General features: G+C 74.0%; 24 protein-coding genes. 7 read left to right on the top strand and 17 right to left on the bottom strand.

The window, feature by feature from the left end:
• Positions 1-9: 9 nt before the first annotated feature.
• The 11 genes from ACZ51I_RS16095 to ACZ51I_RS16045 all read right to left on the bottom strand — a co-directional run bounded on the left by ACZ51I_RS16095 (position 10) and on the right by ACZ51I_RS16045 (position 13198).
• Complete coding sequence (locus ACZ51I_RS16095; RefSeq protein WP_468876036.1) at positions 10-756, bottom strand: spherulation-specific family 4 protein; 747 nt, start codon at positions 754-756, stop codon at positions 10-12.
• Positions 744-1715, bottom strand: coding sequence for an NAD-dependent epimerase/dehydratase family protein (locus ACZ51I_RS16090; RefSeq protein ID WP_468876034.1), 972 nt, complete (start codon positions 1713-1715; stop codon positions 744-746). Before ACZ51I_RS16090 ends, ACZ51I_RS16095 begins: the two co-directional genes overlap by 13 nt.
• A gap of 142 nt (positions 1716-1857) precedes the next feature.
• Complete coding sequence (locus tag ACZ51I_RS16085; protein WP_468876032.1) at positions 1858-3396, bottom strand: hypothetical protein; 1539 nt, start codon at positions 3394-3396, stop codon at positions 1858-1860.
• On the bottom strand, positions 3389-5017 hold the full coding sequence (locus ACZ51I_RS16080; protein WP_468876031.1) for a glycosyltransferase: 1629 nt from the start codon (positions 5015-5017) through the stop codon (positions 3389-3391). The genes ACZ51I_RS16085 and ACZ51I_RS16080 overlap by 8 nt, the downstream gene beginning before the upstream one ends.
• A gap of 190 nt (positions 5018-5207) precedes the next feature.
• Positions 5208-6872 carry an ABC transporter ATP-binding protein gene (locus tag ACZ51I_RS16075; RefSeq protein WP_468876029.1) on the bottom strand — a complete coding sequence of 555 codons (1665 nt, stop codon included), beginning with the start codon at positions 6870-6872 and terminating at the stop codon, positions 5208-5210.
• On the bottom strand, positions 6869-7858 hold the full coding sequence (locus tag ACZ51I_RS16070) for an ABC transporter permease (RefSeq protein WP_468876027.1): 990 nt from the start codon (positions 7856-7858) through the stop codon (positions 6869-6871). The genes ACZ51I_RS16075 and ACZ51I_RS16070 overlap by 4 nt, the downstream gene beginning before the upstream one ends.
• Entirely contained in the window at positions 7855-8832 is a 978-nt protein-coding gene (locus tag ACZ51I_RS16065) for an ABC transporter permease (protein ID WP_468876025.1), read from the bottom strand. Before ACZ51I_RS16065 ends, ACZ51I_RS16070 begins: the two co-directional genes overlap by 4 nt.
• On the bottom strand, positions 8829-10556 hold the full coding sequence (locus ACZ51I_RS16060) for an ABC transporter substrate-binding protein (protein ID WP_468876023.1): 1728 nt from the start codon (positions 10554-10556) through the stop codon (positions 8829-8831). Before ACZ51I_RS16060 ends, ACZ51I_RS16065 begins: the two co-directional genes overlap by 4 nt.
• A 154-nt stretch (positions 10557-10710) precedes the next feature.
• Positions 10711-10806: an Ms4533A family Cys-rich leader peptide gene (locus ACZ51I_RS16055; protein ID WP_468876021.1), complete on the bottom strand. Its 96-nt coding sequence runs from the start codon at positions 10804-10806 to the stop codon at positions 10711-10713.
• A 101-nt stretch (positions 10807-10907) separates the two neighbouring features.
• Positions 10908-12224: a DUF3152 domain-containing protein gene (locus ACZ51I_RS16050; protein ID WP_468876019.1), complete on the bottom strand. Its 1317-nt coding sequence runs from the start codon at positions 12222-12224 to the stop codon at positions 10908-10910.
• A gap of 8 nt (positions 12225-12232) precedes the next feature.
• Complete coding sequence (locus ACZ51I_RS16045; RefSeq protein ID WP_468876017.1) at positions 12233-13198, bottom strand: alpha/beta fold hydrolase; 966 nt, start codon at positions 13196-13198, stop codon at positions 12233-12235.
• 140 nt (positions 13199-13338) lie between these two features.
• On the opposite strand from ACZ51I_RS16045, the gene ACZ51I_RS16040 reads away from it, so the two are divergent.
• From ACZ51I_RS16040 to ACZ51I_RS16025, 4 genes are all read left to right on the top strand, one after another.
• Positions 13339-13554, top strand: coding sequence for a hypothetical protein (locus ACZ51I_RS16040; RefSeq protein WP_468876015.1), 216 nt, complete (start codon positions 13339-13341; stop codon positions 13552-13554).
• A gap of 164 nt (positions 13555-13718) precedes the next feature.
• Entirely contained in the window at positions 13719-14378 is a 660-nt protein-coding gene (locus ACZ51I_RS16035) for a TetR/AcrR family transcriptional regulator (protein ID WP_073809023.1), read from the top strand.
• A 132-nt stretch (positions 14379-14510) separates the two neighbouring features.
• Positions 14511-14738, top strand: a complete 228-nt coding sequence (locus tag ACZ51I_RS16030; RefSeq protein ID WP_468876013.1) for a DUF3107 domain-containing protein — start codon at positions 14511-14513, stop codon at positions 14736-14738.
• Between the two features lie 167 nt (positions 14739-14905).
• On the top strand, positions 14906-15175 hold the full coding sequence (locus ACZ51I_RS16025; protein ID WP_468876011.1) for a hypothetical protein: 270 nt from the start codon (positions 14906-14908) through the stop codon (positions 15173-15175).
• Positions 15176-15245: 70 nt separating this feature from the next.
• Here ACZ51I_RS16025 and ACZ51I_RS16020 read toward each other — a convergent pair whose 3' ends face one another.
• Positions 15246-15968 (bottom strand): ferritin-like fold-containing protein, encoded by a 723-nt coding sequence (locus tag ACZ51I_RS16020; RefSeq protein WP_468876009.1) that lies wholly within the window; start codon positions 15966-15968, stop codon positions 15246-15248.
• 486 nt (positions 15969-16454) lie between these two features.
• Between ACZ51I_RS16020 and ACZ51I_RS16015 the strand changes: the two genes are divergently transcribed.
• Positions 16455-19058, top strand: coding sequence for a DEAD/DEAH box helicase (locus ACZ51I_RS16015; RefSeq protein ID WP_468876007.1), 2604 nt, complete (start codon positions 16455-16457; stop codon positions 19056-19058).
• Positions 19059-19147: 89 nt separating this feature from the next.
• On the top strand, positions 19148-20050 hold the full coding sequence (locus ACZ51I_RS16010) for an alpha/beta hydrolase (RefSeq protein WP_468876005.1): 903 nt from the start codon (positions 19148-19150) through the stop codon (positions 20048-20050).
• Here the strand turns inward: ACZ51I_RS16010 and ACZ51I_RS16005 are convergent.
• Positions 20034-20963 carry an NYN domain-containing protein gene (locus ACZ51I_RS16005; RefSeq protein WP_468876003.1) on the bottom strand — a complete coding sequence of 310 codons (930 nt, stop codon included), beginning with the start codon at positions 20961-20963 and terminating at the stop codon, positions 20034-20036. The two genes, ACZ51I_RS16010 and ACZ51I_RS16005, sit on opposite strands and share 17 nt — an antisense overlap.
• A gap of 175 nt (positions 20964-21138) precedes the next feature.
• Between ACZ51I_RS16005 and ACZ51I_RS16000 the strand changes: the two genes are divergently transcribed.
• Positions 21139-21291: a hypothetical protein gene (locus tag ACZ51I_RS16000; RefSeq protein ID WP_190154918.1), complete on the top strand. Its 153-nt coding sequence runs from the start codon at positions 21139-21141 to the stop codon at positions 21289-21291.
• Positions 21292-21392: 101 nt separating this feature from the next.
• On the opposite strand, the gene ACZ51I_RS15995 is transcribed toward ACZ51I_RS16000, so the two are convergent.
• The 4 genes from ACZ51I_RS15995 to ACZ51I_RS15980 all read right to left on the bottom strand — a co-directional run bounded on the left by ACZ51I_RS15995 (position 21393) and on the right by ACZ51I_RS15980 (position 24731).
• On the bottom strand, positions 21393-21998 hold the full coding sequence (locus ACZ51I_RS15995; protein WP_468876000.1) for a MarC family protein: 606 nt from the start codon (positions 21996-21998) through the stop codon (positions 21393-21395).
• 278 nt (positions 21999-22276) lie between these two features.
• On the bottom strand, positions 22277-23140 hold the full coding sequence (locus ACZ51I_RS15990; RefSeq protein ID WP_468876835.1) for a PHP domain-containing protein: 864 nt from the start codon (positions 23138-23140) through the stop codon (positions 22277-22279).
• A gap of 130 nt (positions 23141-23270) precedes the next feature.
• A complete protein-coding gene (locus tag ACZ51I_RS15985) occupies positions 23271-23909 on the bottom strand; it encodes a DUF6758 family protein (RefSeq protein ID WP_468875998.1) in 639 nt (212 codons plus the stop codon).
• A 237-nt stretch (positions 23910-24146) separates the two neighbouring features.
• Positions 24147-24731, bottom strand: coding sequence for a suppressor of fused domain protein (locus ACZ51I_RS15980; RefSeq protein ID WP_468875996.1), 585 nt, complete (start codon positions 24729-24731; stop codon positions 24147-24149).
• Positions 24732-24747 lie beyond the last annotated feature (16 nt).

Raw genomic sequence — 24747 nt, 5'->3', positions numbered from 1 at the left:
CGCCCCTTCTCATTCCGAGACACCCGTTCCGATACGCGAGACGATTTCGTCCCAGTAGCCGGGCAGCGAGTGAAATGGCGCACTTTGTCCCGGGCCCCCGGCGCGGTCCGTGAAGAAGATCGTTCCGGCCCCCTGCCAGCGGGCGATCCGGAGGGCTTCGTCCAGGTGGGTGCGGGGGACGCCGTGGACGAGGTGGACGAACTTCGTCTCCGTGTACTCGGCGGTCCACTCCGCCACCTGTGACCAGCGGTAGTCCACCCAGGAGCCGGCGAAGGTCACCAGCTGGTCGGCGGCCTCGGCGTACCCCGGGTGGGGGTGGGTGCCGTGGCCGAGGACGAGGTGGGCCTCGCCGCCCAGGACGGCCTCCAGGGTCGCGGTGAGCCGCCGGGTCCCGGCCAGGTCCGCCCGGTCGGCGGGGGCCCGGTCCAGGTAGAAGCCGCCGACCCGGTACCAGTCGAGGAAGCGGTGGGCGTCGGAGACGAGCTCCCCGAAGGGCCGCGAGCCGTACGCCAGGTCCAGGTGCCCGAGCACCTTCACCCCGGCGTTCCGCAGCTTTCCGGCCGCCTCCAGGCAGTGCGGGTCGGGGCGGCTCCCGGGGCCCTCCGCCACGTTGAGCACCGCCCAGTGCAGCGGGGTCCCGGGCCGGGTCAGCTCGGCCCACTCGACGGGGGCGAGCAGCGGGTGGGCGTAGCCGGGGACCCCGAAGCCGAGCGCCTGGACGGCACCGGTGGCCGTGGTCGTCGTCAGATGCGACACGCCGCCTCCATCCAGATGTCGGCGAGGGACTCCTCCAGGTTGATCCGGGGCCGCCAGCCGAGCCGGTCGCGGGCGGTGCGGACGTCGGCCTGCTGCCAGGGTCCGCAGCCGTCGGGGTACGGGTACGGGGCGGAGCCCAGCTGGTCGGCGATGGTCCCCTCGGTGCGGGGGGCGCCGATCATCGGGCGCTGCGGGATGCCGTGCGGGGCGTCCAGCTCGTGCAGGTTGCCGGCGTAACCCGCCACCCGGGCGAGGACGGCGGCGGCGTCACGGAGCCGGACGGCGCGGCCGGTGCCGATGTTGACGACGCCCTGGGCGGCGGAGAGGGAGGCCGCGTGGACGGCCCGCGCCACGTCCCGTACGTCGACGAAGTCCCGCTGCACGCCGAGGCCGCTGAGCTTGAGCTCGCCGTCGCCGGCCTGCATCGCGCGGCGCATCGCCTCGGCGAGGCGGCCGAGCGGGGAGCCGGCGGGGGTGCCGGGGCCGACGGGCGAGAAGACCCGCAGGACGACGGCGTCGAGCCCGGAGCCCAGGACGAGTTCCGTCGCGGCGAGCTTGGACACGCCGTACGGGCCGCCGGGGCGCGGGACGGCGTCCTCGGCCGTGGAGGAGCCGGGCTGGCTCGGCCCGTACTCCGAGGCGCAGCCGACCTGGACGAGCCGGGCTCCGCAGCCGCTGCGGCGCAGGGCCTCGCAGACGGTGGCGACGGCGACGGTGTTGTGCCGGGTCAGCTCGCGGGCGCCGCCACGGGTGGCTCCGGCGCAGTTGACGACGACGCCGGGGTGGACGGCGTCCAGGAAGCGGGTGAGCGCGCCTGGGCTGCCGGAGGCGAGGTCGAAGCGCACGTCGGCGTCGTCGCCCCGGCCGAGCGCGGTGAGGTGGACCGCCGGGTCGGCGAGCAGCCGATCGGCGACGAAGCGGCCGATGAAGCCGTTGGCTCCGAGCAGGAGAACCCTCATCGCGCGGCCCCTACGTGCCGACCGGCCGGTCCTTGGGATTGAGGGGTCATGGTCTTCGGTCTCCTTGCGAGGTGTCGAGAGAGGTGACGGGGCATGCCCGCGGCGTCGGCTCCGCGGGTGTGCGGGGTCTTCATGGGGGCCTTCACGGGGTGGCGTGGGCGGAGGCCCGGGCGAGGGCGCCGGTCGCGTGGGCCAGCAGGCCGAGCGCGGCGGCGCCGCAGACGAGGGTGGGTACGGCCCCGGGGCCCCCGGCTTCGACGAGGGCGCGCACGGGGGTGGCGAGCGCGTCGAAGCCGGGGAGGGGGACACGCGCGGCGAGGACGCTCGCGAGGGCGAGGGCCTCGGCGGCGCAGGCGGCGGCGAGGGCGGCGGCGGCCGTCTCGGGGAAGCCGTGGACGGTGAGGAGCCGGGCGAGCAGCAGGAGCGCCCCGAGGGCGAGGGCTCCGGAGCTGAAGCGGGTGAGGGCGAGCAGGGCGGCGAGCGCGAGGAGTTGGAGGGCGAGGGTGCCGAGGAGCAGCGGCCGGGTGACGGCGGCGAAGTCGGCGAGGCCGCGGCTGTCGGCGATCCGCCGGCGGGCCCGGCTCGCGAAGAGGTGGGCGCACCAGGCGGCGGGGGCGACGGCCAGGGCGAGCCCCAGGAGGGGTGTGGGGTCGAGCGTCCAGGGCCCGTCGGGGCCGCCGCTGAGGACCTCCTCCAGGAGTCCGTCGCCGCCGACCGCGTACGCCAGGAGCCAGAGGGTCCAGAGGGCGGCGGCGGGGACGGTCCCCCCGGCGGGGGCGCGGAAGGGGCCTCGCCGGACGGCGAGCAGCAGCGCCCCGCCGAGGGCGAACGCGCCCGCGGTCCCGACGGCGAGCCGGGCGGTCCCGTAGCTGAAGGTGAGCCCGAGGCCGGCGAGTGCGGCGACCGCGCCGGGGGCGAGCGTGGCGAGCGCCCAGGGGCCGTTCGGCCGGTCCGGTTCCGCGGCGGGCGCGGGCGGCTCCTGGCCGCGGGGCACGCGCGCGTAGAGCTCCTCGGCGAGCGAGAAGACGTCCCGGTGCCGGAACCGCGCGGCGGTCCGGTCGGTGAACCCCTGTGCTTCGAGGCCGGCGGCGATCTCCAGCGGGTCGACGGCCCGCTCGCAGAGGTCCCGGTGCCGGTGCATGAGCACCTTGACGGGGTCGGCGTTCCCGCGACGGCTCCGGGGGCGCGTGGCGGCGTCCGCGCCGGGGGCGACCGGAGTGGTCGGGCGCGTGGCGCCGTCCGCGCCGGGGGCGGTGGGGGCTTCGGTTTCCGCCGGGTCTTCCTCCGTGCGGTCTCCGGACCCTTCGAGACCCGCCGGCTGCGCGAAACCTCCCGGCTCTTGGAGATCCGCGGGCTGCGCGAAATCTCCCGGCTCTTCGAGATCCGCCGGCCGCGCGAGGTCTCCGGGGTCAGTGAGATCCGCTCGCTCCGGGTCCGGCGAGCCCGCCTCGCCCGGCGCCCATGCCGTGCCCGGTCGTGGGGGCGCGGGGGCCGTCTCCGGGGCCGCGGCTATCCCGGCGGGTGGGGCCTCGGCGGGGCCCTCGGGGGCGGGGCCGCGCAGGTCCAGGGCGCCCGCCGCCGTGAGGGCGGGGGTGCCGAGGAGGGCTTCGGAGCGGGCGTCCCAGGCTCCGGGGCTCGTCGGGGCGGCGGAGCCGCGCATGGGGGTGCCTCCTTCAGGCATCGGGGGCTCCTGTCCCCGCGGTCACGGCCTTGGGTGCCCAGCTGCCCGGCACATGGGCCTCGGCCGGGTGGGCGAAGGGGACTCCGTCCCCGGGGCGGTGGCGCACCGGGGCGTGGGAGAGGAGTTCGAGGTAGATGTCGCGGAACGCGGCGAGGTTCTGTTCGACCGTGAAGAGTTCGAGCGCGCGGGCGCGGGCGGCGGCGCCGAGCCGGTGGCGGCGCTCGGGGTCGCGGAGCAGCGCGAGGCACGCGTCGGCGAGCGCCCGGGGGTTGCGCGGGGGGACGACGAGGCCGGTGCCGCCGATGATCTCGACGACGGCGCCGACGTCGGTGGAGACGGTGGCCCGTGCGCAGAACATCGCCTCGACGAGGCCGGCGGGGAAGCCCTCGACGACGCTGGACAGGACGACGAGCGCGCCGGAGGCGTAGGTCTCCTCCGGGGTGGGCGCCTCCGGGCCGCCGAGCTCTTCGAAGGTGACGGGGTTCTCGCCGACGGCGTGTGCGCCGGAGGCCTCGTCGGGGAAGAGCTGGGCCGCGAGCCCCTTGCAGTACGTGAGGTAGGCGCCGGCGCCCGGTTCGCGGAGGGGCACGGCGACGATCCGCAGCCGGGCGTCGGGCTGCCGGGCCCGGATCTCGGCGAAGGCGTGGAGGAGGCCGACGAGGTCCTTGGCGGGTTCGACGCGGCCGACCCAGACGAGGGTGGCGGGGTCGCCGCTCTCCTCGTCCTCGCCGACCTCGGCGAAGCGCTCGGCGGCCATGCCCGGGTGGACGGTGCGGATGCGGGCCCGGTCGGCGCCGCACTTCTCCTGCCAGCGGCGGGCGTGGGCGTTGCCGGGGGTGAGGAGGGCGGCCTGCCGGTAGATCTCGGCGGCGAGCCGGCCGTGGAGGGCGGCGAGCAGGGCGCGCAGCGGGCCGGAGCGGTCGGCGCCGGCCGCGGAGAGGTAGTGGGCGCGCAGGGGTACTCCGTACTCGGTGACGAGCAGCGGGGTTCCGAAGAAGCGTTTGGCCAGCAGGCCGGGGAGGGCGGTGGTGCCTCCGGCGGCGGCGTGGCAGAGGTCGGCCGCGCCGAGCGCCTCCTCCTCGTACCAGTCGAGGGAGAGGGGGCGGAGGGCGCGCTCCAGGTGCTCGGCGAAGGCGAGGTGGTCGGGGAGTGTCGCCGCCGCCGCACCCCGGCGTGCGCCGGGCGCGCGGCAGGCGGCCTCCAGGGCGCGGACGGCGTCGTCGGAGTGGAGCGCGCCGGTCAGTCCGCCGCGCTCGCGGGCGAGTTCGGCGAGGGCGTAGAGCCCGTCGGCGAAGGAGGTCTCGTCGTCCTCGGCGCAGAGTCCGGTGGCGAGCCGGTGGTAGGCCTCGGTGAAGCGGCGCCGCTCGCGCCGGCCGTAGGCCCGGCGGGCGGCGCGTTGTTCTCCGGCGCAGTGCGGCGCGGCGGCCGTGCCGAGGCCGCCGGGGTCGGCGGCGCGGACGACGCGGGCGTTCGGCGGGAGGGGCGGCGGGGTGCCGGTCCCGCCGAGGGTGTAGAGGTCGAACCGGTGCTGCCCGAGCCCGCGTACGAGCCGTGCGCACCAGCGTCCGGACTCACCCGTGGCGTACGGGTGGCCACCCTCCGTGAGCAGTCCGATCCGCACGCGTGCACCCCCGATCTCCCTTGACGGCGGCCACCGTCGGTCCGGTGACTCGCAGCGGGAAAAACGTAAGCGGAGACACCGGTGGTGCGACGGACGGTTGTCCGTCGCACCACCGGAAGGGGTGAATGCACGTAACTTTCCCGTCCCGGTCGCGTTCTGTCGCGCTAAGCGGCCGGGCGGTGACGGAAAGTCAGGCGGCGGCCGGCTCCCGGCGCCCTTCCCTGCGCTCCGCCGCGAGCACCGGATCGAGCGAGGGGACGGCGGCGAGCAGCTGCCGGGTGTACGGGTCGCGGGGCGTGCCGTACACCTCCGCGACCGTGCCCTGCTCCACTATCCGGCCGGCGCGCATGACGGCGACCCGGTCGCCGACCTGCCGGACGACGGCGAGGTCGTGGGCGATGAACACGAGCCCGAGGCCGAGCTCGGCCTGGAGTTCGGCGAGCAGCGCGGTCACCTGGGCCTGGGTGGTGACGTCGAGCGCCGAGACGGGTTCGTCGCAGACGATCAGGCGGGGTTCGGCGGCGAGCGCGCGGGCGATGCCGACGCGCTGGCGCTGGCCGCCGCTGAACTCGTGCGGGTAGGCGCCGTACCGGTCGGGGTCGAGCCCCACGCGGTCGAGCAGTTCCCGCACGCGGCCCCGGATCCGGGTCTCGTCCCGCTCGCCGGCGACGCGCAGCGGGTCGGCGATGGACTCGCCGACGGAGCGGCGCGGGTTGAGGGAGGCGACCGGGTCCTGGAAGACCATCTGGAGCTCGCGGCGGTACGGGCGCAGCTCCCGTTCCGGCAGGGCGCCGATCTCCGTGCCCCGGTAGCGGAGCCGGCCGCCGCTCGGGTCGAGGAGCCGGACGAGCATCCGGCCGAGGGTGGTCTTGCCGCTGCCGGACTCCCCGACGATGCCCAGGGTCTCGCCCGCCCGGACGGTGAGGGAGACGTCGTCGACGGCGGTCACGGCGCCCTTGCCGCGTCCGAACTCCCGCCGCAGGCCGCTCGCTTCGAGAAGGATCTCGCTCTTCCCGGCGGCCGGTGTCCGCGCCGGTCCGTCGAGCCGGGGCACGGCGGAGAGCAGCGCGCGGGTGTACGGCTCCGAGGGCGCGCCGAGCACCCCGGCGACGGTTCCGCGTTCGACCTCGCGTCCGCCGCGCATGACGAGCACCTCGTCGACGCTCTCGGCGGCCACGCCCACGTCGTGGGTGACGAGGAGCAGCGCGGTGCCGGTCTCGCGCCGCAGTTCGTGCAGCAGGTCGAGGATCTGGGCCTGCACGGTGACGTCGAGGGCGGTGGTGGGTTCGTCGGCGACGAGGAGCTTCGGCTCGCAGGCGAGGGCCATGGCGAGGAGGGCACGCTGCCGCATGCCGCCGCTGAACTCGTGCGGGCGGGAGCGTGAGCGGCGGGACGCGTCGGGGATGCCGACCCGGTCGAGGACCTCGACGGCGCGGGCGCGGGCGGCCTTTCTGGATCCAGGATGGTGGATCCGGTAGACCTCGGCGATCTGGTCGCCGACGGAGTAGTAGGGATCCAGGGCGGACAGCGGGTCCTGGAAGACCATGGCGGCGACCCCGCCCCGCAGCCTTCGCAGCTCGGCGGGGCCGGCGGTGCCGATGTCGATGCCGCCGACCCGCACGGTTCCGCCCACGCGCGCGCCCGTGCCCCGGTGGAGGCCGAGGAGGGCGCCTGCGACGGTGGACTTGCCGCTGCCGGACTCCCCGACGAGGGCGAGCGCGCGGCCGGCCTCCAGGGTGAAGGAGAGGCCGTCGACGGCCCGTACGGCCCCGGCCTCCCGGGGGAACTCGACGGTGAGGCGGTCGGCTTCCACGAGCGGGGTCGTGGTGCCGGGCACGGGGTTCGGGAGCGTCATGTCAGGGCGACCCTTCGGTCGGCGAGGGCGTAGAGGAGGTCGGCGACGACGTTCGCGAGGACCACGGCGACCCCGGTGAGGAGCACGATGCCCACGACGATCGGCAGGTCGACGTGGCGGACGCCGTCGATCAGGGTCTTGCCCAGCCCGGGGATGCCGAAGAGCGACTCGGTGAGCACGGCCCCGCCGAACATGGTGCCGAGGTCGACGGCGCTGAGCGCGATGACCGGCGGCACGGCGCCGCGCAGCGCGTGGCGGGTGACGACGGACCGCTCCCCCACCCCGTAGGCGCGGAAGGTGCGGATGTGGTCCTCGGCGAGCGTCTCCAGGGTGGAGCTGCGGGTGAGCCGCGCGTACTTGGCGGATTCGAAGAAGCCGAGGGTGAGCCAGGGCAGGAGCATGTTCCAGGCCCACTGCTCGGGGTCCTCGCCGAGCGGCACATAGGTCGGGAAGGGCAGCCACTGGAGGTAGGCGCAGACCGCCATGAGGAGCAGCAGGCCCAGGATGAAGACGGGCGTGCCGGTGCCGGCGAGGGTGAGGACGGTGAGGATCCGCTCGGTGGGCCTTCCGCGGCGGAGCGCGGAGAGCAGCCCGGTGCCCATGCCGATGACGAGCCAGATCACCATGGCGCCGAGGGCGAGCGAGGCGGTGGCGGGCAGCCGGTCGAGGATGAGCTCGGTGACCTGCTGGTCGGTCTGGTACGACAGGCCGAGGCAGGGCGCCTCGCAGTGCAGGACGCCGGTGCCGGTGGAGTAGTCCCGGCCGGCGAACACGCCCTGGAGGAAGTGCAGGTACTGGGCGAACACGCTCTCGTTCAGGCCGAGTTGCTCGCGGACCTGGGCGATCTGCTGCGGGTTGCAGCGTTCGCCGCAGGCGAGCCGGGCGGGGTCGCCGGGCGCGACGTAGAACAGGGCGTAGACGAGGACGGAGAGGGCGAGGAGGACGAGCGCCGCGCCCGCGAGCCGGTTCAGGACGTAGCGGGTCATCGGGAGGTCTCCTTTCGCGTGCCCACGCCGAGCCGGCCGGCCTCGCGCGGGTCGAGGGCGGAGCGGAGGGCGTCGCCGAGGACGGTGAAGGCGAGCACGGTCACGAAGAGGAGTCCGGCCGGGAGCAGTACGTACGCCGGGTCGGCACGGAACCAGGTCTGCGCGGTCGACAGCATCTGCCCCCAGGAGGGGGTGGGCGGGGTGACGCCCACGCCGAGGAAGGAGAGCGAGGCCTCGACCACGATGTTGGTGGGGACGAGGATCGCCGCGTAGGTGATGACGGGCGCGGCGAGCGAGGGCAGCAGTTCGCGCCGGGCGGTCCGCCACCGTCCCGAGCCGGCGAGCCGGGAGGCGGCGACGAAGTCGAGGCTCTTGAGGGTGAGGGTCTGGGCGCGCACGATCCGGGAGGTGCCGGCCCAGCCGAGCAGCCCGATGACCAGGACGAGCAGCAGCGGGCGCGGGAAGTCGCGGGGGACGACGGCGGTGAGCGCGATGGCGAGGACGAGGAACGGCAGGGCGAGGAAGACGTCGGTGATCCGGCCGAGGGCGCCGTCGACCCAGCGGTTGCCGAGTCCGGCGGCGAGGCCGATGAGCAGCCCGGCCAGGACCTGGACGACGGTGGCGCCGAGGGCGACGAGCAGCGAGATCCGGGCGCCGTACAGCAGGCGCACGAACAGGTCGCGGCCCGTGCCGGGTTCGACGCCGAGCCAGTGCTCGGCGCTCGCCCCGCCGAAGGCGCCGTACGGCACCCCGCCGCGGGCCGAGTCGACGAGTTCGTCGTGGTACGTGTGCGGGTCCTGGCCGGTCAGGGCGGCGAGCAGCGGCGCGGCGAGGGCGAGGAGGACGAGCAGGAGGAGGACGGCGGCGGAGGCGAGGGCGGCCGGGCGGTTGCGCAGCCGCCGCCACACCTGCCGGGCGGTGCCCGTGGCGGGGAGGGCCGCCACGGGCACCGGCACGTCGGTCAGGGACGTCACTTGACCGCGACCTGCGAGATGTCGAGGACGCCGGTCCAGTCGCTGATGACGACGTTCTTGACGTCCTTGCCGACGAGCCGCTTGTAGACCGGGTGGAAGAGCGGCACGTCGAGGGCCTGCTCGCCGATCTTCTTGTCGAGGGCGCCCCAGCGGGCGGCGGCGGCCTTGAGGTCGGTCAGCTTGTTGATCTCGTCGATCTCCTTGTTGACCGCCGGGTCGTCGAGCTGCGCGTGGTTGTAGTTGGAGCCGTTGGTGACGATCTGGCGCCCGTCGAAGATCGGGGCCAGGAACGGTCCGCCGGCCGGCCAGTCGGCGCCCCAGCGGGAGAGGAAGAAGCCGGGGGCGTCCTTGACGCTCCAGCGCTTCTCGTTGAAGGAGTTGGGCTCCTGGCCGTCGAGCTCGACGGTGATGCCGGCCTTGCCGAGGGCCTCCTGGACGGCGGTGGCGATCTCGGGGCTGGTGGTGCGGTTCTGGGCGGTGGAGTGCAGCAGGGTGACGGTCAGCCCGTGGGGGTAGCCCGCCTCCTTGAGCAGCTCCCTGGCCTTCTCCGGGTTGCCCGTCCTCCCGGCCGGGAAGTGGTCGTACGGCGTGAAGCCGAAGGCCTTCTGCTCGGGCAGGAAGGTGGTGGCGGGCTCGGCGAGGGCGGAGCCGCCGGCGGCGTTGACGACGCTGGTGCGGTTGACGGCGTACGAGATCGCCTGGCGGACCTTCGGGTTGTCGAAGGGCTTCACCTTCGGGTTGAAGGCGATGTAGTTGGTGAAGCCGAAGTGGCCGGTGCCGACGCGGGCGGCGAGGGCCTTGTCGGAGCCCACCTGGGCCAGTTCGGCGGGGCCGAGGTTGGTGTCGGTGGTGACGGCGGCGGAGTCGGCGCCGGTGGAGGTGGCGAGGCGCTGGTTGATGACGGCCTCGTCGAGCCCGGACTTGACGTCGATCCTGTCCGGGTAGGCCTTGCGCTCGTCGTCGGTCGCGGGGTCCCAGTGCTCGTTGCGCTCCAGGACGAGGTGCTCGCCGTCGTTGTCGTTCTTGACGACCTTGTACGGGCCGGAGGAGACCGGGTGCTCCTCGTACCTGGCGCCGGTGTCCTTGGCCTTCGGGACGGGGGCGAACTGGGTCTGGGTGGCGACGAAGGGGAACTCGCCCTCGGGCTTCTTCAGCTTGAAGACGATGGTCCGCGCGTCGGGGGTGACGATCGAGGCGAGGCCCTTCTTGTCCTTGTAGGGGCCCTGGTAGGTGTCGCCGCCGACCAGCCAGTCCCGCAGGTAGGGGGCGCCGCCGGAGAGCTCGGCCGCGAAGGAGCGCTCGATGCCGTACTTGATGTCGGCGCTGGTGACGGCCGTGCCGTCCTCGAACTTCAGGCCCTCCTTCAGCGTGTACGTCCACTCGGTGGCGTCCTTGTTGGGGCGGCCGGTGTCGGTGGCGAGGTCGGGGACGACCTGGGTGCCGGCGGCGCCCGCCTCGCGGTTGCGGGTGGTGAGCGTGCGGAAGACGAGGGACGGGACGTTGCCGCCGCCGGACGTGTAGAGGCGGGCCGGGTCGAAGTCGCTCTGGGCCTCGTTGTTGAGGACGGTGAGCGTGCCGCCCTTCCGCGGCGCGCCCGCGTCCCTGCCGGAAGTACCGCCCTTGGCGCCGGCGTCCTCGGGACCGCAGGCGGCGGCGCCCGAGGCCAGGACGACACTGACGGCGGCCGCTGCCACGCGGCGTGAGATGACGGACGAAGGGCGCATCGGAAGTAGACCTCTCGGGGTGAATTGCGGGATAAGGCAAGCGAATTCCGCAGGCACGGGAGATCAGCCCGAAAGGGGGTGCGACGGCGCCTGCGGGAAGGAAGAACCCGGGCGCGGCGAGAAGAACGGAAAGCCGACGAGCGCTCGGGCTGCGTCAGCTACAGAGAATGTCGGCGACGGTGTGTCCGGTCACGCCGAAGAGCGCCAGCTCAAGGGCGGCGCTGTCGGAGACGGCGTGACGGGGCGACATGCCGAGAAATATGGACGAACGCGTGAGCGATGTCAACGCGCATCCGCCCGTCCTTGAGACGCCCGTCCTGGCATACGGACGTCCCACGATCGGACCAACCGTCAACTCGTTGGGTACACCCACGGGTTGGGGCGGCACTTGATCCCGTCGATGTCCAGGGATTTCGTCTGCTGCTGCATCACGGGAGCCAGCGCACCCGGTGTGCTGCAGTTCACGTGCCCGTGGCCGAGCCGGTGCCCGACCTCGTGGTTGATGAGCATCTGGCGATAGGCGTACATCGCCTTCGGCCCGAAGGTCTCCGAGCCCTTCGCCCAGCGGAAGGCGTTGATCATCACGCGCTGCGTGGAGGCCGAGTCGCAGGAGACGTTGTCGACGGTGGTATCGAGCCCGGACTTCGCGCACCATTTGCCGGTCGTTCCCGGACTGGCGAGGGTGATCACGAACTCCGGCTCGCCGCTGGAGATCCGTTCGAAGGTCATCGCGCCCTGACCGGCCCAACTGCGTTTGTCGTTGAGGGTCTTCTGCACGGCGTCGGCGAAGAGCTTCGGATCGAGGCCGACCCCCTTCTCGACGTCGACCCGGTAGCGGATCAGCCGCCCCTTGCCGGGCGCCTTCTGCAGGCCCGGCACGGCCTCGAACTCCCCCGATCCCTGCAGCTTCGGGTCGATCGGGAACTGCCGGGTCATCAGCTGCTCGTACGTCGGCGGTACGGCGACGGGCACCGGCTTCGCCGGGACGACCCGGTCGTCGGAGCGCGAGGCGGAGGTCTCGTCCGCGGGCCGCTCGGCCGGCCCGGCGGCGCGGGTGGCGGCCGGGATCTCGTCCCGTTCGGTGGCCTGTCCGGCCACGACGACGGCGAGGACGGTGGCGATGGCGGCGGCCGCGACTCCGGTGAGGGTGCGCCCGAGACCGCCCGCGCCGGCCGGAGCCTCCGTCCCGGGCTCCTCGTCGGCGCTCTCGTGGCGGGGCGCGGGCACGAACAGCGCCCCGGGACCGGCCTGTTCGGGCACGGCGGTCCGGGAAGCGCCGTGCCGGGGACGGTAGGCCCCGGGGCGCGAGGCCTCGTCATGCTGCGGGTGCCCGCCCCGTACGGACGTGCCGTGGACGGGGACACCCTGCGCGGGCGTCCCGTGCGCGGGGGTGTCGGGGGCCCCGCCGACGAACACGGGGGTGCCGTGCGCGGGGGTGCCGTGGCGCGGGGTCCCCTGCGCCGGAGTCCGGGGCCTCGGCGTGCCCTGTGCCGGGGTCCCGTAATCCGGCGTCCCCTCCTGACCCCCGCTGTTGGTCGTCGTCCTGCGGCGGCGGCCCGTCCCCGGCGGCGGCCCCGCCGGGACCGCCTCCGGGACCGCTTCGGCCACCGGCTGCGGTCCGGTGTCGGCCACCGAGGGCGCTGCGCCCTTGCGACTGTGTCGTCCCACGCCCCGGATCAGCTCCCGCCGTGATCGGCGATCAGGTCCCGGACGGCCTGGGCGACCGTCTCCGGGTACTCCATCATCGCCACGTGCCCCGCCTCGGGAAGGGTCAGCAGGCGCGAGGCCCGGAAGGCGGCGGCCGCCCTCCGGGCCATCCGGTACGAGACGAGCCGGTCGCGCCGGCCGTAGACGAGGAGGGTGGGGGCCAGGACCCGTTCGGCCTGCCGCCACAGCCCGTGCTGTCCGCCGAGGGTGTAGGCGTCGACGATGCCGCGCGAGGAGCGCGCCATGACGTCCCAGAAGTAGGGGAGCTCCAGGCGCCGCTCCATCTCCTCGACGGCGTGCCGGAGGCCCTCGTCGGTGACCAGGCCGGGATCCCCGTAACAGAGGGAGAGGACGCCCCGGACCCGTTGCTCGGCCGTCCAGTCCTTGGTGAGCCTCGCGAAGAAGGAGGCCGCGCCGGGCACCGCGAGCAGCGCCGTCGGCCAGGCGGTGCGCTGGGCGCGCAGCTCGGGGAGGGCCGGGGAGACCAGGGTGAGGGTGCGGACCAGGTCGGGCCGGACGGCGGCGACCCGGGTGGCGACGGCGCCGCCCAGCGAGTTGCCGAGGAGGTGTACCGGTCCGCGTCCGGCGGCGTCCAGGAGCCGGATGACGGCACGGGCGTGCCCGGTGACCGAGTAGTTGCCGTCGTCGGGCGGCGGGGAGTCGCCGAAGCCGGGCAGGTCGACCGCCTCGCCGTCGACGAGGTCCGCGAGCAGCGGCATGAGGGCGGACCAGTTCTGCGAGGAGCCGCCGAGGCCGTGGACGTACAGCGCGGGCGCCAGACCGGGCCGGTTCCCCGGTCGCGCGCGCACGGTGAGGGTGAGTCCGGGCAGCGCGACGGAGCGGAGCTCCTCGCCGTCGGCGACCCGTACGGTGCGGGCCCGCGCCCCGGGTGGTGCGGCGACGGTCCGGGTTTCCGGCAGCTCGGTCGAGGACATGGCCGCAATATTACGAGACGATCACGCGCGGGCGGGTGTGGGTGCGGTCACAGGTGCGTGATGCGGCGGGGCGCGTTGGCTCCTAGGCTCGGAGGGAGGGCCATGGGGAGCACCGCGACCCGCACCCCGGAAGGAACCGCATGACTGTCGATCCGAGCGACCCGGACACATTCATCGAGGAAGAGGACGTTGTGCTGGACGAGGAAATCCCGGAGGCCGACGCTGCCGAGCAGCACACCGAACTGCAGCAGCGGGAGGACGAGGAGCCCACGCATGTCGAACGTGACTCGGCGAACGAGGCCGACGCGTCCGAACAGGCGCGTGTCGTCACTCTTGACGAGGACGACTACCGCTGAGCACACGGCTCCCGCTGTTTTGTTCGGTTTAATGTTGAATCGACTGTCGACCGGGGCGTCCGGTCCGTGAAATTCTGCGGTCGCACCGAGCACAGCCGCGTTACCCAAAAGTACGATGGCGGCGCGGCGCGACAGCGCGCATGGATCGATTTGTGGGAGGCCGCGTGAGCGCCATCGAGCAGACAGAGGCAGCACGCCCTCGGGGCACGCGCCTGCCGCGACGTGCCCGACGGAACCAGCTGCTCGGCGCGGCCCAGGAGGTCTTCGTCGCCCAGGGGTACCACTCGGCCGCCATGGACGACATCGCCGAGCGGGCCGGCGTCAGCAAGCCGGTGCTGTACCAGCACTTCCCCGGGAAGCTGGAGCTGTACCTCGCCCTGCTCGACCAGCACTGCGAGTCCCTTCTGCTCGCCGTGCGCACGGCACTGGCCTCCACCACGGACAACAAGCTCCGGGTCGCGGCGACGATGGACGCCTACTTCGCGTACGTCGAGGACGAGGGCGGCGCGTTCCGCCTCGTCTTCGAGTCCGACCTGACGAACGAGCCCGCCGTACGCGAGCGCGTGGACCGGGTCAGCCTGCAGTGCGCGGAGGCCATCTCCGATGTGATCGCCGAGGACACCGGCCTGTCGAAGGACGAGTCGATGCTGCTCGCCGTCGGCCTCGGCGGGGTCTCGCAGGTGGTGGCCCGCTACTGGCTGTCGAGCGAGTCCGCCATCCCCCGCGACAAGGCGGTCGGTCTGCTCACCTCGCTCGCCTGGCGCGGTATCGCGGGTTTCCCGCTGCATCCGGTGGACGGCCAGCTGAGCGCCGAGGGCCACTGAGCCCTTCGCTCCCGGAGGCTGTTCGCTCCTGGCGTGCGGCGGCTGACCCGTGCGGGTCCCCTCACCGGGCTAATGTGTGCAGCGTACGGCGCGGGTATTCGCGCAACGCTGACCGTTCGGAGGGACATAGCCGTGGAGGTCAAGATCGGCGTGCAGCACGCACCCCGGGAGATCGTTCTGGAGAGCGGGCAGTCCGCCGAGGAGGTCGAGCGCGCGGTGGCCGACGCGCTGGCCGGCAAGGCACCGCTGCTCAGCCTCTCGGACGAGAAGGGCCGCAAGGTCCTCGTTCCGGCTGAGAAGATCGCGTACGTGGAGCTCGGCGAGCCCGCCGTGCGCCGCGTGGGTTTCGGCGCGCTCTGAGCCCCGGATCTGACGGGAAGGCCCGGTGGACCGCTTCGGTCCACCGGGCCTTTCGTATGCCTGTACTCCCACGTCAGGCGGTACGGGAGGATTGCGTTCCGTACGCCGGGGGTAGGACGGCTGTTGACCGCACCACCCGCCCCGCACCCCTCGCGAGGTGATCCGCCGTGTTCTTGGAAGTCCTCGGCTCCGCCCTGCTCGGTTTCGCTCTGGCCTGGGCCGCGGTCCAGCGGCTGGCCGACCGCCTCCCCGTACGGGGCAGAGTCCTCACCACGGGCACGCTCGGCGGCGTCTTCGGCGCCCTCGTGACGCACGGGGCGCTCGGCCCGGGTCACTTCCTCGCCACCCTGATCGGCGCGGTGGCGGTGGCGGCGGTGCTGCTCTCGCTGCTGATCCGCCCGGCCTCACGCAGACTGCGCCGATCAGCCACCGTCTGACCGGCGCACCCGCCGGGACCGTCTCAGGCCGCGAGACCGCCCGGCACGCCGGGCCGCGCGGCGGACCGCCTCAGGCCGCGAGGCCCAGGGCGGCCATGCGCTTGGTGTGCGCCTCGGTGATCCGCGAGAACATCCGGCCGACCTCCGCCAGGTCGAAGCCGTCCGCCACACCGCCGACCAGCATCGTCGAGAGCGCGTCGCGCTCGGCGACCACCCGCTGGGCCTGGGAGAGCGCCTCGCCCATCAGACGGCGCGCCCAGAGCGCGAGCCGGCCGCCCACGCGCGGATCGGCGTCGATCGCCGCGCGGACCTTCTCCACCGCGAAGTTGCCGTGCCCGGTGTCGTCGAGCACCGCGAGGACGAGTGCGCGCGTGTCCGAGTCGAGCCGGGCCGCGACCTCCCGGTAGAAGTCACTGGCGATCGAGTCGCCCACGTAAGCCTTGACCAGGCCCTCCAGCCAGTCCGACGGCGCGGTCAGGCGGTGGAAGTCGTCGAGCGCCTTCGCGAAGGGCTCCATGGCCGAGGTCGGCTCGGCGTCGACGGCCGCGAGGCGGTCCCGCAGCCGCTCGAAGTGGTGGAACTCGGCCGAGGCCATCTTCGCCAGCTCCGCCTTGTCCGCGAGGGTCGGCGCCAGCTTGGCGTCCTCGGCGAGCCGCTCGAAGGCAGCGAGCTCTCCGTAGGCGAGGGCGCCGAGGAGGTCGATCACGGCGGCGCGGTACTGCGGCTCGGCGGAAGCCTCCGCCCAGTCCTTGGCGGCGATCCCGGTGGGTGTGGCGTTGTCAGGCGTCTCCATGGAGCGCACAATAGCCCGCTCGCGCGGCCCGGTAAGGCCCTGGCCAGTCAGTGTGACCGTGCACTCATCGCGATTTCTCCCGACACACATGCGCGAATCCGGGGTACAGTGGTAAGGCGCCTGCTGAGTATGCGGACATGTTTTCGCGTGTTCGGACGTATTCGGTGGGCCGACTCATGAATGAGGATGCCCGGTCGGTGGCCCGATCGGCTCCGGCCCGACAGCCCTTCCGGCGGACCCGCGGAAGGGTCACCCTCAGCGGTTCGACGCTCGAGCGACGGCAGTGGTCCCGCGCCACCCGGCGGTGATCTCCCCTGATCCCCCCGGAAGATCCCGGCACGGTACGACCCCCTTCGTTCGCCTCGCGCCGCGTCTCACAGAAGAGGCAGCACCCTGACTACGACTTTCCGAGACCTCGGAATCCTTCCCGAGACGGCCGAAGCCCTTGAGGCCGTCGGCATCGTCAACCCCTTCCCCATCCAGGAGATGACCCTCCCGGTCGCCCTCACCGGCAGCGACGTCATCGGCCAGGCCAAGACCGGCACGGGCAAGACCCTCGGTTTCGGCCTCCCCATCCTGCAGCGCGTCACCGTCCCGACCGACGTCGAGGCCGGCCGCGCCAAGCCCGAGCAGCTGACCGACGCCCCGCAGGCGCTCGTCGTCGTCCCCACCCGCGAGCTGTGCCAGCAGGTCACCAACGACCTGCTGACCGCCGGCAAGGTGCGCAACGTCCGTGTGCTCGCCATCTACGGCGGCCGGGCGTACGAGCCGCAGGTCGAGGCGCTGCAGAAGGGCGTCGACGTCGTCGTCGGCACCCCCGGCCGTCTCCTCGACCTGGCCGGCCAGCGCAAGCTCGACCTCTCGCACGTGAAGGTCCTCGTCCTCGACGAGGCCGACGAGATGCTCGACCTGGGCTTCCTGCCCGACGTCGAGAAGATCATGAAGATGCTTCCGGCGAAGCGGCAGACCATGCTGTTCTCGGCGACCATGCCGGGCGCGGTCATCGGTCTGGCCCGCCGCTACATGTCGCAGCCGACGCACATCCGCGCCACCTCGCCCGACGGCGAGGGCGTGACCGTCGCCAACATCAAGCAGCACGTCTACCGCGCGCACAACATGGACAAGCCGGAGCTGGTCTCCCGCATCCTGCAGGCCAACGGCCGCGGGCTCGCGATGATCTTCTGCCGCACCAAGCGCACGGCGGCCGACATCGCCGAGCAGCTGGAGAAGCGCGGCTTCGCCTCCGGCGCCGTCCACGGCGACCTCGGGCAGGGCGCCCGCGAGCAGGCGCTGCGCGCCTTCCGCAACGGCAAGGTCGACGTGCTCGTCTGCACCGACGTCGCCGCGCGCGGCATCGACGTCGAGGGCGTCACCCACGTCATCAACTACCAGTCCCCCGAGGACGAGAAGACCTTCCTCCACCGCGTGGGCCGCACCGGCCGCGCCGGGGCGAAGGGCACGGCCGTGACGCTGGTCGACTGGGACGACATCCCGCGCTGGCAGCTCATCAACAAGGCGCTCGGCCTGGACTTCCACGACCCGGTCGAGACGTACTCCTCGTCCCCGCACCTCTTCGAGGAGCTGGACATCCCGGCGGGCACCAAGGGTGTCCTGCCCCGCGCCGAGCGGACCCGCGCGGGTCTGGGCGCGGAGGAGCTCGAGGACCTGGGCGAGCCCGGCGGACGCCGCGGACGCGCCCCGAAGGCGGCGGAGAAGACCGAGGAGCGCCCGGAGCGCACCCGGACCCCGCGCCAGCGTCGCCGTACCCGCGGCGGCGGCGAGTCCGCCGACGCCCCGGTGTCGGCGGCCCCGGCCGTCGAGACCGCGGCCGTCGAGACCGCGGCGGAGGAGACCTCCACCGAGTCGGGCCCGCGCACGCCCCGCCGTCGCCGTCGCACCCGCGTCGGCGCCCCGGGTTCCGCGCCGGTCACGGCCACTGCCCAGGCGCCCGCTACGGCTCCGGCCGCCGAGGCCCCGGCCGCCGTCGAGGCGCCGGTCGCCGAGGCCCCTGCCGCCCAGAAGGCCCCCGTCGTCGAAGCCCCGGCCGCCGTCGAGGCGCCGGTCGCCGAGGCCCCTGCCGCCGAGAAGGCTCCCGTCGTCGAGGCCCCCGTCGCCGAGGAACCGAAGGCCCCCCGTCGCCGTGCTCGCGCCGCCCGTCCGGAGGCCGTGCCGGCCGCTCCGGTCGACCGGGCCCCCGCGGCCCCGGCTCCGGCCCCGCGCCGCCGCCGTCCCCGGGTGGCGCGGCCGGTCGAGGACACCGTGTCGTTCCAGACGCCCGAGACCGCCGCGGTCGCCCTGATGGCCAAGCGGAACGTCGAGGCGCCGGTCGCCGAGGCCGCCCCGGTCGCCGCCGAGGAGCCGAAGAAGGCCCCGCGCCGTCGCACGGCCAAGAAGGCCGTCGCGGAGCCGGTGACCGAGGCCGCCGTCACGCCCGCCGCCGCCCCGGTGGCCGAGCCCGTCGTCGAGGTGCCCGTCGCCGAGACCCCGGTCGCCGAGGTACCCGGTCCGCGCCGTCGCCGCACCGCCCGTCGGCCCGCCGGTTCGCCGGTGACCGCCGAGGCGCCGGTGGCCGAGGCCCCGGCCCCCGAGCCGGTCGCCGCTGCGGTCGCGGAGCAGCCCGCCCCGCGCCGCCGTCGTGCGGCCACGCGGCCCGCCGGTTCCCCGGTGGCCGCCGGGACGACCGCCGAGGTCATCGTCGTCGCCCAGGCGACCGCTCCGGTCACCGAGCCCGTCGCGGCGGAGGCACCGCAGGAGGCGCCGGCGGAGGAGGCCCCGAAGAAGGCCGCCCCGCGCCGCCGCACGGCGAAGAAGGCCGTGGCCGAACCGGTCGCCGAGACCGCCGAGGCCACTGAGACCGCCGTCGCGCCGGTGGCCGAGGAGGCCCCCAAGGCTCCCCGTCGCCGCACGACGAAGAAGGCGGTCGCCGCCGAGGCTCCCGAGGCCTCCGCGCCGAAGACCGAGCCGAAGGCTCCGGCCCGCCGCCGTACGACCAAGAAGGCCGCCGAGGCCGAGGCCCCGGTCGCCGAGGAGGCCCCCAAGGCTCCGCGCCGCCGCACCACCAAGAAGGCGGTGGCTCAGCCCGAGGGCTGATCCCCGTCCCGTACCGCCCGCGCGGCCCGGTCCCTGCCCAGGGACCGGGCCGCGCGGCCGTCTCCGGCGGGCGCCGTTACAGTCCAGATATGAGCAAGCCCCGTTCCCTGGTCCTGCCGCCCCGCACCCGCGCCCGCCGCCTGGAGACCGCGCGCGGCCGGTTCGCCGTGGTCGACACGGAGCCCGCGGGCGAGCGGCGGGGCACGGTGCTGCTGCTGCCCGGGTACACCGGCAGCAAGGAGGACTTCCTCGCGCTGCTCGGCCCGCTGAGCGAGGCCGGGTACCGGGCGGTCGCCGTGGACGGGCGCGGCCAGAACGACACCCCGGGCCCCCGGGGCCGGGCCGCCTACCGCCGCAGGGCGCTCGCGCTCGACGCGGTGGCACAGGCCGCGGCGCTCGGGGACGGTCCCGTGCACCTGGTCGGCCACTCGTTCGGCGGCCTGGTGGCCCGCGCCGCCGCCGCCCTCGCGCCGGACGCCTTCCGCTCGCTCACCCTGCTCTCGTCGGGCCCCGGCCGGGTCGCCCGTCCGCAGCGGATCCGGGTGCGGGTGCTGCGCGCCGCGCTCGCGGTGCTGCCGAAGGAGCGGGTGTGGCAGGCGATGTGCTGGCTGGACAGCCGGGGCGACGAGCCGGCCACCGGTGACACACCGGAGCTCGCGGGCTTCCTCCGACGGCGTTGGATGCGCACCCGCATCGCCCAACTCGCGGGCGCGGGAAGATTGCTGTTGGATCGTCAGGACGGTACGGAGGAGCTGGCCGCCCTGCGCGTCCCGCTGCACATCGCGTACGGGGCGGACGAGATGGTCTGGGCGCCGGCGGACCTCGCGGCGGCGGCGGCCCGCGCCGGGGCGCTCCACACGGTGGTGGCGGGCGCCGGCCACTCCCCCAACGTGTCCCACCCCCAGGAGCTGACGGACCGCCTCACCGCCTTCTGGGAGCGCACGGCCGCCGCCTCGGGAAGTACCCCCGCCGGGATCAGTACTGCGCCTTGAGGTGCTGCCAGAAGCCGTCGCGCAGCGAGCGCCGGAGCGTGGCGTGGCCGCGCAGTGAGCGGCTGAGCAGGCGCTCCGCCTCGACGAGCAGGTCCTGGTCGACCGGTCCCGGCAGATAGGGCGCGGCCGGCAGGAGCTCGGCGAGCCGGTCCCGGCCCTGTTCGGCGAGCCAGGTCGCGGCGATCTGGGCGCCGACGAAGCGCACCTCCTCGCGGGAGGGCGGCGGCTCGCCCTCGTTCTCGTACGTGGTGACGGGGCGGCGGGTGACGTACGGGCGGCAGAAGTCGAGCTCGAAGGTGCGCTGGCTGTCGACCTCCCAGAGCAGCGCCTCGGCCTGGTTGCGTCCCTCGGCGGCCTCGATGCCCCAGAGGTGGACGCGGGCGCCGTAGCCCTGGGCCGCCTCGACGGCCGAGACGAGGTCCTCGTCGCCGCCGACGAGGGCGGCGTCGCTGATGGCGCGGTGCCGGGCGAGGGACTCCAGGTCGGTGCGGATCAGGGAGTCGACGCCCTTCTGCTGGTTGTTGGCGTTGAGGTTGCCGAGGCGGACCTTGACGTCGGGGAGCTCGGCGATGGCCTGCTGCTCGGAGGTGTGGATCCGGCGGCGGGCGCCGTCGTACCAGTAGACCCGGAGCAGCCTGCTGTCCGCGAAGATCGCGCGGGCGGTGTCGATGAAGGCCTCGATGAGCCCCTCGGCGTCGAGGTCGAAGGAGCGCCGGTCCTCGGTGCCCGCAACCAGCAACCCGGCCGCAGCATGGACGTAACCCGCGTCGACGAAGATGGCGTGGGTAGAAGGGGTCTTGGCCACCTCGGCCAGCATCCGCTGCAGGAGCTCATTGGTGCGCTCCAGGCGGGCGTCGAGCGCGTGCAGGCGGGCTTCGGTATCGGTCACGTGGGAGGTGTCTGCGTCGTTCATACGGGGCTCATTGTCCGCCGCTCCGGGCCCGGTCGCCACACCCTCCCACCTGCCGGTAGTTAGCCATCCGAAAATTTTCCTTAGCGTAAGGAATGTTTGCAGGGTGCACGTCGTTGGACCCGTACGTAACGCAGTTCTCCATCAGGAGGATCAACTCAGACGAAGGGAGAAGCCCGTGCGCTTCGAAATCCTGCGACTCGACGACATCGACGGCACGCCCGTCGACCGGACCGTCGTGGACGCCGCCTCCGTCAACCGGATCGTGCAGCAGGCCGCCTCGGTCGGCCAGCGCATCTGGATCCGCCCCGCAGAGACCTCGGCCTCGTAACCGGCCGGGTCCACCCCACGCACCGCGCCCCCGCACGGACTTCGCAAGAGCGGAATCCGTACGGGGGCGCAGTGGTGTCCGGGGGCGTTCCGGGCGCCGGCTCAGGCGTTCTGGATCACCTGGGTGACGCCGTTGATGATCTGCTGCACCGCGATGGCGGAGAGCATCATGCCGGCGAGCCGGGTCACCAGGACGACGCCGCCGTCCTTGATGACCCGGATGATCAGCAGCGAGTACCGCATGGTCAGCCAGAGCACGACGTGCATGGCGGCGATGGCGGTCCAGACGGAGACCTGTGAGGCCACGCTGTCGGCGTTCTGCACGGCGAGGATCACCGAGACGATCGCGCCCGGCCCGGCGAGCAGCGGCATGCCCAGCGGGACCAGGGCGACGTTGACGTCCTTGGTCTGCTTGGGCTCGTCGGTCTTGCCGGTGAGCAGGTCGAGCGCGATGAGCAGCAGCAGCAGACCGCCCGCGATCATCAGGGCGGGGACGGAGACGTGCAGGTAGTCCAGGATCTGCTGGCCCAGGAGACCGAAGACGGTGATGACGCCGAAGGCGACGGCGACGGCCTGCCAGGCCATCCGGCGCTGCACCTTGGCCGCACGGCCGGAGGTGAGGGCGAGGAAGATCGGGGTGATCCCGGGGGGATCCATGATCACGAAGAGGGTCAGGAACAGCGAGCCGAAGACGGCGACGTCGAACACGGTGGGGTGCCTTGTGGGAGAGGTGGAACGGTGGGGTGTACCCGTACGGGCCGGAATGCGGGATTCCGGCGACAGGGCAACGAAGAAGCCACCCGCGCACGGTGCGGAGCCGTACGGGGGCGGACCAGGAAGTGGGGCGGCCTGAGAGCGGAGTCGGGTCGGGCCGCGCGGCCACGCCGGCGAACCGGGACGCAGCACGGCACGGACCGCCCCGAACGGCCCGCGCAGCGGGCCCGGGGGTCAGGGCCGGATACCGGCCCCGGTCCGCCGGGGAGGCCTCAGGCGGCGGATCCCCCCGCACCCGGGACCGGGAAGGCGCCCGCCGCGCGGCGGGTGATCTCGCCGTAGATCTCGGGGTCGGTGGTGTACTCGCCGAGGCGGCAGGTCTTGCGGCTGCCGTGGTAGTCGCTGGAGCCCGTGGTCAGCAGACCCAGCTCCTTCGCGAGCCCGCGCAGCCGGGCCCGCGTCGCCTCGTCGTGGTCCATGTGGTCGACCTCGATGCCGTCGAGTCCGGCCTCGGCGAGCCGGGCTATCGCGGCCTCGGACAGCACCTGGCCGCGTTTGACGGCGAGCGGGTGCGCGAAGACGGTGACCCCGCCGGCCGCCTTGACGAGGCGGATCGCGTCGACCGGGTCGAGCTCGTGCTTCTCGACGTACGCCCGGCCGCCGTCGGCGAGCCACTCGGGCGTGAACGCGCCGGACACGTCCGGTACGACCCCGAGCTCGACGAGCGCCTCGGCGACGTGCGGGCGGCCCACGGAGCCGTCGCCGGCGATCCGGGCGACCTGCTCCCAGGTGACCGGGACGCCGAGCTCCTGGAGCTTGCCGACCATGCCGCGGGCGCGCGGCACCCGGTCGTCGCGGACGAGCTCGCGCTCGGCGAGGAGCGCCGGCTCGGCAGGGTCGAAGAGGTACGCGAGCATGTGCAGCCCGATGCCGTCCATCCGGCAGGAGAGCTCGGCCCCGGTGACGAGGGTCAGCCCCTCGGGCAGGGCGGCGATCGCCTCGGCGTGGCCGCGGGTGGTGTCGTGGTCCGTGAGCGCGACGACGTCGAGACCGGCGGCGGCCGCGTTCCGGACGAGCTCGGCCGGGGAGTCCGTACCGTCGGAGGCCGTGGAGTGGGTGTGCAGATCGATGCGCACGACGCGGTACTCCTGGGACTCGGCACGGACGAGGGGACGCTCCAGCATAACGGGCGAATCGAACACGCCCGTACGGAACGTCACCGGGCGCAGCGCGGGTCCCGGCTCGGCAGCGCGGGCCCGGATCCCCCTAGCCGAGCAGCCTCGGGGTGAGCGCACCGCAGGGCAGCAGGTCGACCTCGGCTCCCGCGTCGCGCAGGTCCGTCAGGACGAGTTCGTCGTACATCAGGAGGCCGGACTGCTCGGGCCAGACGATCGCCCACAGCCACAGGCCGCGCGCCTCGCCCGCGAAGACCGCGCGGTCCTGCGGGGCGCCGCTGACGTGCCAGAGCGGGGTCGGCCGCCCGGCGGCGAGCACCTTCGCCTGGGCGGGTTTGTCGATGGCCATGCCGGAGCCGGGATCGAGTCCGTCGATGCCGGCGTACCGCGCGCCGAGTCCGACGCCGAGTTCCTCGGCGACCAGGAGCAGCTCGCCGATCCCGCCGAGCGGGCCGGGCCCCGAGCAGGCGACGGCCGTCGCGCGTCCGCCGCTGCGGTCGTCCCCGGCGTACGCGACGCCGGTGAAGAGCCAGCCGACGGGCAGGGGCCACGGCATCCACACCGGGACCTGGGAGCGGTGCACCACGACCCCGAGGCCCTCGACGCTGGGCGGGATCACGGGCTGGAGCGGGTGCACCGAGCCGTGCACGTCACACTGCCAGGAGTCGGCGAAGAGTCCGGGCGCCCTGACCCGGCCACCGCACTTCGGACAACTGGGTTCGCCCCTCATAGGGCTCAACGGTCCTAGCTCTTCCGCCCCGCGTCAAGGACGCCCACGAACGATCACCCGTCCGGCCCGCCCCTGCGCCCCGGGCATTCGTGATGGCCGGCGTGGCGGCGGTCCTCGGCGCCCTGATCGTCCGGGTCCGCCGCACCGCCCTCACCGCCGAGGCCGAGGAGCCGGCCCCGCAGCACGCCACGGAGGACGGCGTCGGCGTCTTCGCCGACCAGGACCTGTCCGGCGGTCTCAGTCCAGGCTCACGGACCTGCGCAGCGGATCGCGCAGGTCCGTCCCCTGTGCCAGCCAGCGCTCCTCCAGGGCCTGCGCCCCGTGCACCCGCTTCCACGCCGCCTCGTTCGACGTCATCGGCAGCAGCGGCAGGAAGCGGACGGGGTCCATCGGCGCGTCGAGCTCCAGGTCCTCCACCAGTCCGCCCGACTCGGCGACCAGCACCGAGCTGAAGGACGCGCCGGGCCAGAGCGGGTCGCCGACGTCGAGCGAGGCACCCGGAGCCACGATCACGCCCTCGACCTGCGGGGTGGCGGCGAGGACCGCGAGCGGGCGCAGCACCTTGTCGGTGTCGGCGAGCCCGCCCCGTACGGTGAGGACGAGCTCCGCGCGCGGCCCCTTCACCGGGTCGGCGAGCGCGGAGGTCGGATCGGCCATCGGCTGCGCGGACATCCCGAGGGTCGCGTACCGCACGAGGTCGCCGTCGACGAAGCGCAGCACCTCGATCCGGTCCGTGCCGAGGAAGGTCACCGCGGCCCGCGCGTCCGGTTCGCCGAGCGCCGTCCGCAGCCGGGCCTCGACCAGTGCAAGAACTTCTCCCATGTGGGGAGCATAGATC

The sequence above is a fragment of the Streptomyces sp. NPDC034084 genome (assembly GCF_055575535.1).
This window is presented reverse-complemented; position numbering and strand designations above follow the sequence as displayed.